The following is an 11527-nucleotide window of genomic DNA, read 5'->3' on the forward strand; positions in this document are numbered from 1 at the left end:
GCTGGCCGCCGTACCGGACGCGCCGACGACGCACAACGCGGTGGCGCTGGTCCGGGCGCTGCACGCGGCGGGGAAGCGGGTTCTGGTAGCAACCGATTGCTGCGAGGAGGCGGTACGGCGGTACGTGGCGCCGTACCGGCTGCCGCTGGCCGGGATCCACGGGCGGGCGGACGACCCGGCGGCCCTGATGCCCGACCCGGACTGCCTGCGGCGGGCGCTCGGTGAGGAGGCCGGGCACGCCGTGTTCCTCGGGTCGACGGTCGCCGGGCTGACGGCGGCTCAGCGGGCGGGGCTGCCCTTCATCGGGCTGGCGCGCAACCGGACGGTGGAGCAGGAGCTGCGGGAGGCGGGGGGCGAGGTGGTGGTGCGGTCGCTGGCGCCGGTACTGGAGGCGGCCCGCTCGCTCGGTCACGGCTGACCGCGCCGGGTGATACCTGAGGGGTAACGCACTACCTCCGAGGTATGGGACATTTCGGACAAATCATCCGTTCGGCCGCTCCCTGCCCGGCCCATCCCAGCAGGCGCCTCCTCCCGCGCGCCCGCACGATGCGAAGGAGGCCGCCGACCGGCGGTCCCACGGTCGTGCTCTCGGGAGGACCTGTCCATGACCGCCAGCTTGGAGCAGTTGCGCCGCTGCCACTTCGCCGTCGACCTGGGCGCGGCGCGGACGCGGGTGTACGTGAAGGGGGCCGGGCTCGTCGTCGACCAGCCGTCGGCCGCCGCCGTCAACACCCGTACCGGCGCGCTGATCGCGGTCGGCGAGTTCGCCGAGAAGATGACCGGGCGCACGCCCGACTACATCCGGGTGGTGCGGCCGGTGTCCGGCGGGACGGTCGTCGACATCGAGATGGCCCAGCGGATGCTGCGCCACCTCCTCGGGGACAAGATCCGCCGCCAGCTGCGCTACAAGCCGCGCCTGCGGGCCGCCGCCTGCACCCCGCACGACGCCGACCCGCTGGCGCAGCGCGCGACGATCGAGACGCTGGTCGGGCTCGGGGCGCGGCGGGTGGAACTGGTGGACACGCTGACGGCCGCCGCGATCGGCTGCGGGCTGCCGGTCGAGCGGCCCGAGGCGACGATGATCATGGTGTGCGGCGCGGCGGCCACGCAGGTCGCGGTGCTCTCCCTCGGCGCGATCGTCAACGCCGAGCGGGTTCCCGTCGGCGGGGTGGCAGTCGACCACGCGATCGTCCAACACCTGCGCCACCAGCACGAGTTGATCCTGCCGAGCCAGTCGGTACGGCCGCTCCAGCTCGCGCTGTCGGGCAACGGCCTCTCCCCGCACGGCCCTTCGTCGACGGAGATCCACGGCCGGGACGTCGCGACCGGTCTCGCGCGGTGCGTCCAGGTCGACACGGCCGCCGTCCGGGACGCGATCGAGACGCCGCTGACCGCCGTACTCGACGGCATCGGACGGGTGTTGCGCAACTGCCCGCCCGACCTGGTCGCCGACCTCGCCGACCGGGGGATCATGATGGTCGGCGGTTCGGCGCTGCTGCCGGGCTTCGACCAGATGCTCCGCGAGGCGACCGGCATGCCGGTGCACATCGCCGACCGGCCCGACATCTGCGCGGCGCAGGGGCTCGGCATGATGCTCGAAGGCCGCATCCAGCCCATGGAGTTGGCCCCGCTGAGCGCCTGACGCGCGTGCGGCTCGACGCCCTCCTGGCCATCGGCACCGACCTCGAACTCGCCGCGACCGTACGGCACATCGTGGACGCGGCGGCCGAACTCACCGGCTCCCGCAGTGCCGTTCTGGAGACGGGGCCCTGCGACGCGCCCGTCCTGCACGTCCCCGTCGAGGGGTACGGCCGCCTGCATCTCGCCGGCGGCCGTCCCTCCCCCGCCCTCGACGTCCTCGCCGCCCGTGCGAGCGCCGCCCTCGCCGGCGCCCACCTCTACGAGGCCGCACGCCAGCGCGAACGCTGGATCGAGGGCGCCGCCGCCGTCACAACCGCCCTGCTCGGCAACGGTAGTTCGGCCGACCCCCTGATGACCGTCGCCGACCGCGCCCGCCTCCTCGCCGACGCCGCCGCCGGCGTCGTCCTCCAGCCGACCGCCGAGGGCGGCATGGAGATCGTCGCGGCCTCCACGTACGACGACCCCGGTGACATCGTCGGTACGACGATCCGGCCCGGCAGCGCCGTACTCGTCCAACTCCTCGGCGGTGAACCGGTGTTCATCGACGACTCGGCGACCGACCCCCGGATGACCACGCACGTGCGGCACCGGTTCGGGCCCAGCATGATGCTGCCCCTCCAGGCCGACGGCCGCCTCATCGGCACCCTCGCACTGCCCCGCCGGCACGCGGGACGCCCCTACACCGAGACCGAGAAACACCTCGCCGTCCAGTTCGCCTCCCAGGCCGCCGTCGCCCTCCTCCTCGCCGACGCCCGCCACCGCCGCGAACGCCTCGCGGTGTACGAGGACCGCGACCGGATCGCCCGCGACCTCCACGACCTGGTGATCCAACGCCTGTTCGCGACGGGGATGATGCTCCAGGCGACGGGAAGACGAGCGGCGAGCACGGCCCTTCGGGAGACAGGAGCCGAAGACAACCACGCGGGGAAGCCACGAGCGGCAGAGGAACGGGCCGGCGACCAGCACACCGAGAAGCCGCGAGCCGCAGACGCCCGCGCCCTGCACGCCATCGACACCGCCGTCACCGAACTGGAGGCCACCGTCGAGCAGATCCGCACCGCCATCTTCCGCCTCCAACAGCCGCCCGCCGAACCGCCGTCGGGCCTCCGCGCGCGCCTCCTGCGGGAGGCCGCGGCAGCCCTCGGCACCCAGCCCTCCGTACGCTTCACCGGCCCCGTCGACGCGCTGGTCCCCGACCACCTCGCCCCCACCCTCCTCGGCGCCCTCCGCGAAGCCCTCGCGGGGCTCACGGACGCGGACATCGAGGTGTTCGCGGACGGCCGGAAGGGCGTACGCCTGACGGTGAACGGCCGGACGGCGTGGGAGGCGGCGGCCGAGTGAACGCCCCGGCACCTCCCGCAACGCCCTCCCCGGCACCTTCCCCGCCGCCTCCCTCGACACCCACTCCGGCGCCTCCCGCGACGCCCCCCGAGAGGGAATCCGCGTGAACTCCCCTACGCCTTCAGCCGTGTTCGTACGTCAACCGCGCTCAACGCCAACGCCAACGGCCCCGGCACCAAGAACGCCAGCGGCAACAGCATCCACGCGCACAGCGCGCCCGTAGCCACCGCGAGCAGCACCAGCCCACTCCCCCCGGCATCCCGCACCGCGTCCTCGGCGGCCCCCCGGACCGCCGCCCGCCAGTCGCTCACCGACTCCGGCCGCCCGCAGGCCCGCAGCCCCACCAGCAGCGCACAGCAGCCGATCACCGCAGCCGCCACGGCGAACACCCCGCCCCCCGGCAACCCGGCCCGGGCCAACGCCAGATCGGCGAGGACCAGCAGGACCCCCGCCACGACGACCCCACCGGCGACCAGATCGCCGAGGCGCAACCGCCGCCCGAGCGCCGAGAAGTACCGCCCCGCGCCGGCCGGCCGGTCCTCCCCGGCGCCCCGCAACACCGCGCAGGCGGTGGACAGTGCGGCCGGAATCGTCACAACGGGCAGGCAGGACACGGCGGTTGCCAGCCCGACGCTCATCGTGTCGGCGAACAGGGAGAACCGTGGCCCGAACACCTCCCCCGGCTCACGCACACCGCTCACGCCCTCACCCCTTCAGCCCCGAACTCGCCATGCCCTCCACCAGGAACCGCTGGAAGGCGAGGAAGAACAGCACGATCGGCAGCAGCGCGATCACCGACATCGCGAACATCGGCCCGAACGACGACTGGCTGGACGCGTCGACGAAGGACCGCAGCGCCAGTGTGAGCGTGAACTTGTCGGGGTCGAAGAGATAGATGAGCTGCGTGAAGAAGTCGTTCCAGGTCCAGATGAACGTGAAGATGGCCGTGGTGATCAGCGCGGGCCGGGTCAGCGGCAGGATGATGTGGAAGAAGCTGCGGAACGGCCCGCACCCGTCGATCCTCGCGGCCTCCTCCAGCTCACGCGGCAGCCCGCGCATGAACTGCACGATGAGGAAGACGAAAAACGCCTCCGTGGCAAGGAACTTGGGCAGGATGAGCGGCCAGTACGTGTTCACCAGGCCGAGCTTGTTGAAGATGATGTACTGCGGGATCAGCACGGCGTGGTGCGGCAGCATGATCGTCGCGATCATGAACGCGAACAGCGGCCCGCGCATCCGGAACCGCAGCCGCGCGAACGCGTACGCGGCGAGCGAGCAGCTGATGACGTTGCCGAGGACCGCACCGCCCGCGATCACCAGGGAGTTGGTGAGCAGCTGGGTGACGGAGACGCCGTTCACGCCGTCGAGTGCCGTGGAGTAGTTGGACCATTCGAGATGGCTGGGCCACAGGTCGAGGCTGGCGATGACCTCGTTCGCGGGCTTCAGCGAGGTCATCAGCAGCCAGGCCAGCGGATACAGCATGACGAGCAGCGCGGCGAGGCAACTGACGTGCAGGACAAGGCGGTTGCGCTTCACCCCACCCCCACGAAGCACGCTCACAGCACCCCCACGGAGCAAACTCATCGCTCCCCCTCCGACGCGTAGAAGACCCAGGCACGCGACGTACGGAACAGCACCGCCGTCACCACCCCGATGACGACCAGCAGCGCCCAGGCCATCGCCGAGGCGTAACCCATGTGCGACGCGACGAACCCCCGGTCGTAGAGGTACATCGTGTAGACGAGCGTCGAGTCCGCCGGCCCGCCCTTCCCCGCGCTGATCGCGAACGCGGGCGTGAACACCTGGAACGCCTGGATGGTCTGGAGGACCAGGTTGAAGAACAGGACGGGGGACAGCATCGGTACGGTGATGGAGACGAACTGCCGCCACCGCCCGGCCCCGTCGACGGCCGCCGCCTCGTACAACTCCCTTGGTATCTGCTGGAGTCCGGCGAGGAAGATGACCATCGGCGCCCCGAACTGCCACACCGTCAGCAGCGCGACGGCGAGCAGGGACCAGCCGGGTTCGTTGACCCAGCCGCCGGTGCCGAAGAGGTTGTCGACCGTGCCGCCGTCGTTGAAGATCGCCCGCCAGACGAGGGCGATGGACATCGACGCGCCGAGCAGGGACGGCGCGTAGAACGCCGAGCGGTAGAAGGCGCGTCCGCGTCGCATCGACTTCAGCGCGAGCGCGACGGCGAGGGCCAGGGCGAGTTGGAGGGGGACGGCGATCACGACGTAGGTGAGGGTCGTGACGACCGAGCGCCAGTAGCGGGGGTCCTCCGTGAACATCTGCGTGTAGTTGCGCAGGCCCACCCAGTGGGGCGGGTTGAACAAGTCGTAGTCGGTGAAGGAGAGATACAGCGACACGGCCATCGGGGCGAGCGTGAGGCCGATCGCGCCGAGCACCCACGGGGAGAGGAACACCCAGGCGGCGCCCTCCCGTTGGCGTTTCGGCCGACCGACCACAGGGGACGCCTCGGCAGGCCGGGTGATGGTGGTGGTCATGACCTCAGCTCCGCCTTCGCCTCGGTGACGTAGTTCTCGGCCGCCTCGCGAGGAGACATCCGCTCGTACGACACCTGGTCGTAGTCGCGCTGGAAGGTGGTCTGCAAGGCGCTGTCGCCGGACGGCGGGGCCTGCGGCGGGTCCTTCAACTTCCCTTCCAGGGAGGCCTGGTAGTCGGAGATCGTCCGGTCGAAGTCGGCGAGCTGCGGCTCGATGGCCTTGCGGACGGACTCGTTGACGGGGATGCCCCGGGTGGCGCCGAGGATCTCCGCCGCCCCCGAGTCGTTGATCATGAAGTCGATGAACTTGGCCGCCTCGGCGGGGTGTCGGGTGTCCGCGAAGGCGCCGAGGAACATCGACGGCTTGAAGTACTGGCCGGGCGTGCCGTCCTGGCCGGTCGGCATCTGCGCGAGGGCGACGCCGCCTTCGAGGAGCGCCTTGAACCCGCTCGCCGGGGCGTCCCAGTTGGCGTCGGTGACGGACTTGCCGCGCCCGAGCGGGGTGTTCTCGACCGTGCCGTCGAGCTGGGTGGTCTGCTGGGCGGGCGAGACGACCCCCTCGCGGCGCAACTGGTCGGTGAACGTCCACCACTTGGCCAAGTCGTCGGCGGTGAACCCGAGTTGATTGTCCTTGGTGTAGAGCGGCTTGCCCTGGCCGCGCAGCCAGACCTCGAAGCAGTCCTCGCTCCAGCCGGGATCGGTGGCGCCGGGCTTGCCGGTGGCCTTCTTCAACTCCCGCATGGTGTCCGCCCATTGGTCCCAGGTCCAGGGCCCTTTCGGGAGCGGTACGCCGGACTCGGTCCACGTCTTCACGTCGTAGGCGACGGTCTCCGTGCCGCGTCCCTGGGGGATCGCGTACTGGACGTCGTCCACGCGGCCGGTGGCCAGCAGCCCCGGGTCGATCTCCGAAGTCCGCAGCGCCGCCCGCTCCTTGCCGAGGTCGAGCAGGATCCCGCCGTCGGCGTACTGGTCGATCTGCCGGTAGTCCAGCTGCATGACGTCCGGGGCGTCGCCGCCCGCCGCCTGCGTGGCCAACTTCTGCTTGTAGGCGTCGTATCCGGAGAACGACGTCTGGATGTCGATCCCCGGGTTCGCCTTCTCGAACAGTGCCACGGCCTTCTCCGTGCGCGCGGCCCGGTCCGGGTTGCCCCACCAGGTGTAGCGCAGGACGACCTTGCCGTCCGCCGAGGCGGAGCCGCCGCAGCCGGCCAGCGTCGCGCACAGCAGCAGCGCGGCGGCGGCCGACAGTCCCTTCGTCCGATGCATGCCTGCCTCGCTCCCCTCGTGCCAAAGTGCCTCAGCGCCAAAGTGCCTCAGCGCCTCGGTGCCAAAGTGCCTCAGGTCCAGCCGAGTCCCGCGAGATGGCCGGTGACGCGTTCCCGGTCCCAGGCGCCGTCCGCGAACACCACCCGGTAGCGGTACGCGAACGACTCCCCCGGCGGCAGCTCGAACTCCTCGAAGAACGCCCAGGAGAACGAGACCGTCGGGATGGGTTCGGCGCGGACGAACCAGTGGTGCGTGGCATCGTTGTCCGGCCCGTGCTCGAAGACCAGCGTCGAGTGGCCGTCCACGTCGTCGTGTTCGCCGCTGTACGCGAGCCACCGGCTGCGCGTGCCCATCAGCTTCTCGGCGCCGTCCCCCTCCGGGGCGAACGCGGCGCCGCCCGTGAAGTCGCGGGGCCCGCGCCAGTGCAGCCCCGTGTACCCGGCGAGTTCACGTCCTGCGGTGGTCGGCGAGCCGAAGGCGAGGGGGACATCCCCGAGGTTGGTGAGCCGGATCGACCAGTCCAACGCCCAGGCGCCGGCGGCCTCGTCGACGGAGTGGACGCGAACTCCCCTGGTTTCCCGGGCCCATTCGGCGCCGCCGTTCTCGATCCAGGTCAACTCCTCGGTGAACGCGAGCTGTTGCTCGTCGGCCGTGAAGTCGGTGAACCCGTCGTGCCGCATCGAGCCGACGATGTCGGGCAGGTCGAGGTAGCCCTCGCCGTGCACATAGCTGTGCCCGCCCCAGAAGTTCTGCCCCGAGAGGTGGCTCGCCGTCATCTGGAGGCCCTTGTGCCACCGGTGGTCGCTGGGCCGGTACCCGCTGACCAGCCGTCCGCCCAGGGTCCGCAGCGGGTGCGCGTACGGTTTGCGCGCCTCGTACGCCTCCGGATCGGGCCGGTACACGTACCGCATGATCTCGACCCCGTTCGCGGCCTCCACCGCGACGTACTCCCCGTGAACATGACTGACCCGGATCGCCATGCGTGCTCCTGCCGCGAACAGAGAGAAAGCGCTTGCTCGCGTGACCCTAGGGGCGGACGGAATGTCAGGACAACCCCTGTGCAGGAACAGGTCTCAAGAAACGGAAGTAAACCTTCACGGCCGCAGGTATCGGCGGTAGCAGTACCGCCGATACCTCAGAGGGACCCCGCGAAGCGGGAGGCCCCGTCGGCTCAGAGGATGATGCGGTACGGCCCCCACCCGGTACCGGCCTGGTAGCGGGTGCCGAGCGTCTCCATGCCGGCCTTCCCGGTCCCGGGGTAGACCCAGAGGGTGCCGTCGGACGCCTGCCGGGTCAGCACGTCCGTCAGCCCGTCGCTGTTGAAGTCACCGGTACGGGTGACGTCCTGCGTCTGCCAGCTCCGCCCGATCTGGTACCGCGTACCGAAAGCACCCACCGTCTTCCCCGTACCCGGGTACACCCACAGCGTCCCGTCCGACGCCTGCCGGGACAGCACGTCGATACGTCCGTCGTTGTTGAGGTCGCCGGTGGCGATGGCGTCCTGGCTCTTCCAGCCGGTGCCGACCTGGTAGCGGGTGCCCAGGACCGCGGGGCCGGACTCCTTGGTGCCGGGGTAGACCCAGAGGGTGCCGTCGGACGCCTGCCGGGTCAGCACGTCCGTCAGCCCGTCGCTGTTGAAGTCACCGGTACGGGTGACGTCCTGCGTCTGCCAGCTCCGCCCGATCTGGTACCGCGTACCGAAAGCACCCGTCGTCCTCCCCGTACCCGGGTACACCCACAGCGTCCCGTCCGACGCCTGCCGGGACAGGAGGTCGCCGAGCCCGTCGTTGTCGAGGTCGCCGACGGTGACGGCGTCCTGGCTCTTCCAGCCGGTGCCGGCCTGGAAGCGGGCGCCGAAGGTGCTGCCGCTCGCGTTCCCGGTGCCCGGGTAGATCCACAGGACGCCGTCGTCCTCCTTGATCGCCGGGAGGTCGGCCCTGCCGTCGGCCGTGAGGTCGAGCGGATTGCGGGAGACGGTGTGCTGGACCCAGGCGCCGATGTCGTCGACGCGGGTGTCGACGGCGCCCGTACGGGTCTCGGCGGGGTCGGTGCCGAGGCAACCGCCCTGCCAGGAACGGGAGTTGACGGCGACGAGTTCCGTGACGCCGTTCACCGTGCGCAGGGCGGGGCCGCCCGCGTCGCCCTGGCAGACGGTCGCGGTGTCGGAGCCGTTCAGGTCGACGGTCGTGGCCGTGGTGGAGGCGACCGTGAACGAACCGGCGTGCAGCTTGTCGGGCACCCACTCGGTCTTCGTCCGCCCGAAGCCCGCCAGCGTCAGCACCTCGCCCGCTGCGGCGGGCGTGGTCGCCAGCGGCAGGGGTTTGACGGCCGGATCGGTGACCCTGGCGGCGAGCTTGAGGAGCACCAGGTCCCGGTCGGCGTGCGGGACGAGCCGGATCGCCGGCAGGACGGTGCCGGTGGTCTGCGTCAGGTCGGTGCGGCCCACGGTGACCGTAGTGGCCACGGCCGGGCGGCCGGTGGGGAGTTCGCCGACCGTGCCGAAGCAGGAGGCGGCGGTGAGCACCCACTGCGGGGCGACGAGGGTGCCGGTGCAGGCGCTGTCCTCACCGACGTTCACCTTCGCGACGAACGTCAGCTGCGCCGGGGTGCCGTTCACCGCCGTGGCCGGGAGGGTGCTCAGCGCGAGAGGGGTCGCGAGCAGCGTGGCGGCCAGCGCGGAGAGGCGGGAGCGTCTGGACATGTGCATGGACGTGGACTCCTGGAGACGAGGCCGCGCGTCCCACGGACACGCGGAAAGGCGAGCAAAAGGGGCGGGGACCTGCGGTTACTCGGCGGACCCGGTCTCCCCGGCAGCCTCCTGCGCGAGCGCTGCCTGCGCGCGCCGTCTCCGTGGTGATCTCACGGACGATCTGCTGTGTTCCTTCATCGCGTCCCCCAGTTGGTTGCTGACAACCGGACGTACGTCACCGTCCCGAGTTCGCGTCCACGATGAGGAAGGCAGTCCCCGCCTCTCGCGTCGAGAGGCCCCCCGGTCTCGGTGATTGTCATCCGCCTCGCCATACCAACACGAAGCGCTCCCCAGGTCGAGCACCGAAAAACACCACACAACGCGTCAATCCCTACGCATCGCCTGTGATCCGCGCCACTTCGCCGCTCAGCCCTCGCACGAGCCCCGTTCGATCCGCACGAGGCGCCGGCCGCCGGCCCAGCGGGCCAGCCTGACCCCGACGACGATGCCCGCGATGGTGATCACGCCGGGCAGGTAGCCGCCGGCGACCTGGACGATCGGGATCGCCGGGCAGCCACCGGAGATCGCCCAGCCGACACCGAACAGCACCGCGCCGGGCACGACACCCGCGTGGACGCGCCCCGCGCCCCGGCGCACCCGCAGCACGGCGAACACGCTCGCGATGATCACGACAGCGCCGACGAAGGAGAGCAGCATCCGCGGGTCCCGGAAGGTGAACATGCGGTTGAGCTCGGCGTAGTCGCCGAACCCGATCCGGGTCACGGTGAAGCCGAGCGCCAGCCCGGTGAGCAGGTTGGCCAGCAGGACGCCGCCCCGGGTACGCATCAGATCACCTTCCACAGCAGGAACGACACCACGACGGCGGTCGCGCAGAACGTGGCCGTCGCGACGAGGCCGACCGGGTTCAGCCGGCCGCAGCCGTTGAGCCCGTGCCCCGACGTACAGCCACCGGCCAGCCGGGTGCCGAAGCCGACCAGCACGCCGCCCACGAACAGCAGGACGACCATGACGACCGGGTTGCCCGTCACCACGTCCCGGTAGCCCGCCCCCATGTCGAGGCGGAGCCGGAACCGCCCGGAGGTGAGGGCGGCGATCAGCCCGCCCACGAAGATCGAGACCAGCAGAACGGCCTGGGTGACCAACGGGGCGGGACGCGGCGGCCCGCTCCGGCGGCGTACGGCCGGTGCCGAGGGCTCCGGCGCGGTGCCGAAGTGCTCGGCTGTCGCCTCGGCGAGGGCCGCGGCCAGGACCCGTTCGTCGGCGAACCGCGCCTCCACACGCTCCAGTTCGGCTTCGCGCCGCCAGTGGAGCACGCGTTCCCAGGCGCCCGACACGCCGAACGACCGGTCGGTGGCGAGGGCGTGGCCGATCGTCAGGACGGCGAGCGCGACAGCACCCGCCCACCAGGGCCAGTAGGCGGTCACGCGTTGCCCTTCATCCACTCGGCCAGCCGGGCCCACCAGCCCCGTCCGGGCTCTTCGGCGCTCTCCGGCGGCGGTTCGGCCCCGCCGGCGGGCGTGGGCGTCAGCGCCAGGTAGCGGGCGTGCCGCCCGTTGGGCAGCAGCGTGATGGGCACCCGCTCACCGGAGAGCGCCACCTCGTAGCGCGCGCACGCACGCCAGTTGGCGTCGCTGTCGCAGTAGTAGGAACGCCAGCCCGCCAGGCTCTCGTTGAGGTGAGGGAAGAGCGGGCACGTCGAAGCATGTAAACAACCCACGCGGTTGATCAAACCATCAACCAATTACGGTAGACAACAGTTCGAGGCGTACGGCGGGGGCGGCGACCAGGATCGCCCTTCTCCGGCGAACCGGCGATCGCCCGCCTCCGGCGAACCGGCCCCCGCCGACCGGAGGGGTCCCGTCGACCGACCGGCGGGGTGCCTCCCGCAGCCCGACGGATGGTCGGCCGCCGACCGCCCGGGCAACGTTGTGCCGGTGATCGAGATCGAAAGCCCCGAGGGCACGACCCCCCGGCCCTGGCCCCCACCCAAGTCCGCCTCTACGACGGTCAGTCAGAGGGGCGCCGGAATCCCCGGCTTCTGAACGGTGCGCTTCCCACCGCAC

The 11527-nt window shown here is 71.3% G+C and carries 12 protein-coding genes; 3 read left to right on the plus strand and 9 right to left on the minus strand.

Annotated elements, in window-relative coordinates:
• The 3 genes from AOK24_RS15245 to AOK24_RS15255 all read left to right on the plus strand — a co-directional run.
• The coding region (locus tag AOK24_RS15245) for an HAD family hydrolase (RefSeq protein WP_167376841.1) at positions 1-418 on the plus strand (418 nt) is incomplete at its 5' end.
• Positions 419-604: 186 nt separating this feature from the next.
• Positions 605-1642, plus strand: coding sequence for a rod shape-determining protein (locus AOK24_RS15250; RefSeq protein WP_055720610.1), 1038 nt, complete (start codon positions 605-607; stop codon positions 1640-1642).
• Positions 1643-1647: 5 nt separating this feature from the next.
• Positions 1648-2982: a sensor histidine kinase gene (locus tag AOK24_RS15255; protein WP_055720611.1), complete on the plus strand. Its 1335-nt coding sequence runs from the start codon at positions 1648-1650 to the stop codon at positions 2980-2982.
• 113 nt (positions 2983-3095) lie between these two features.
• Here the strand turns inward: AOK24_RS15255 and AOK24_RS15260 are convergent, their stop codons facing one another.
• The 9 genes from AOK24_RS15260 to AOK24_RS45910 form a co-directional block, all read right to left on the minus strand.
• Positions 3096-3683 carry a hypothetical protein gene (locus tag AOK24_RS15260; RefSeq protein ID WP_240553920.1) on the minus strand — a complete coding sequence of 196 codons (588 nt, stop codon included), beginning with the start codon at positions 3681-3683 and terminating at the stop codon, positions 3096-3098.
• Between the two features lie 4 nt (positions 3684-3687).
• A complete protein-coding gene (locus AOK24_RS15265; protein WP_316685761.1) occupies positions 3688-4464 on the minus strand; it encodes a carbohydrate ABC transporter permease in 777 nt (258 codons plus the stop codon).
• Positions 4465-4562: 98 nt separating this feature from the next.
• A complete protein-coding gene (locus AOK24_RS15270; RefSeq protein WP_055720613.1) occupies positions 4563-5489 on the minus strand; it encodes a carbohydrate ABC transporter permease in 927 nt (308 codons plus the stop codon).
• Positions 5486-6754 (minus strand): ABC transporter substrate-binding protein, encoded by a 1269-nt coding sequence (locus AOK24_RS15275; RefSeq protein WP_055720614.1) that lies wholly within the window; start codon positions 6752-6754, stop codon positions 5486-5488. Before AOK24_RS15275 ends, AOK24_RS15270 begins: the two co-directional genes overlap by 4 nt.
• 71 nt (positions 6755-6825) lie before the next feature.
• The gene (locus AOK24_RS15280; protein WP_055720615.1) at positions 6826-7734 is read right to left on the minus strand and encodes a DUF6807 domain-containing protein; all 909 of its coding nucleotides are present in this window, start codon (positions 7732-7734) and stop codon (positions 6826-6828) included.
• A gap of 191 nt (positions 7735-7925) precedes the next feature.
• Positions 7926-9461: an FG-GAP-like repeat-containing protein gene (locus AOK24_RS15285; RefSeq protein ID WP_055720616.1), complete on the minus strand. Its 1536-nt coding sequence runs from the start codon at positions 9459-9461 to the stop codon at positions 7926-7928.
• A 408-nt stretch (positions 9462-9869) separates the two neighbouring features.
• Positions 9870-10289 carry a YeeE/YedE thiosulfate transporter family protein gene (locus tag AOK24_RS15290; protein WP_055720617.1) on the minus strand — a complete coding sequence of 140 codons (420 nt, stop codon included), beginning with the start codon at positions 10287-10289 and terminating at the stop codon, positions 9870-9872.
• Positions 10289-10888 carry a YeeE/YedE family protein gene (locus AOK24_RS15295; RefSeq protein WP_055720618.1) on the minus strand — a complete coding sequence of 200 codons (600 nt, stop codon included), beginning with the start codon at positions 10886-10888 and terminating at the stop codon, positions 10289-10291. The genes AOK24_RS15290 and AOK24_RS15295 overlap by 1 nt, the downstream gene beginning before the upstream one ends.
• Positions 10885-11181: a hypothetical protein gene (locus tag AOK24_RS45910; protein WP_079056820.1), complete on the minus strand. Its 297-nt coding sequence runs from the start codon at positions 11179-11181 to the stop codon at positions 10885-10887. The genes AOK24_RS15295 and AOK24_RS45910 overlap by 4 nt, the downstream gene beginning before the upstream one ends.
• Positions 11182-11527 lie beyond the last annotated feature (346 nt).

It is taken from the genome of Streptomyces niveiscabiei, assembly GCF_001419795.1.
Classification (GTDB): domain Bacteria; phylum Actinomycetota; class Actinomycetes; order Streptomycetales; family Streptomycetaceae; genus Streptomyces; species Streptomyces niveiscabiei.

Excerpts from the sequence above, each read along its gene's own strand:
- AOK24_RS15250 (WP_055720610.1), top strand. The coding sequence starts at position 605 with ATGACCGCCAGCTTGGAGCAGTTGCGCCGCTGCCACTTCGCCGTCGAC.
- AOK24_RS15290 (WP_055720617.1), bottom strand. The coding sequence starts at position 10,289 with ATGCGTACCCGGGGCGGCGTCCTGCTGGCCAACCTGCTCACCGGGCTG.
- AOK24_RS15270 (WP_055720613.1), bottom strand. The coding sequence starts at position 5,489 with ATGACCACCACCATCACCCGGCCTGCCGAGGCGTCCCCTGTGGTCGGT.
- AOK24_RS15280 (WP_055720615.1), bottom strand. The coding sequence starts at position 7,734 with ATGGCGATCCGGGTCAGTCATGTTCACGGGGAGTACGTCGCGGTGGAG.
- AOK24_RS15265 (WP_316685761.1), bottom strand. The coding sequence starts at position 4,464 with ATGCTGTATCCGCTGGCCTGGCTGCTGATGACCTCGCTGAAGCCCGCG.
- AOK24_RS15285 (WP_055720616.1), bottom strand. The coding sequence starts at position 9,461 with ATGCACATGTCCAGACGCTCCCGCCTCTCCGCGCTGGCCGCCACGCTG.
- AOK24_RS15275 (WP_055720614.1), bottom strand. The coding sequence starts at position 6,754 with ATGCATCGGACGAAGGGACTGTCGGCCGCCGCCGCGCTGCTGCTGTGC.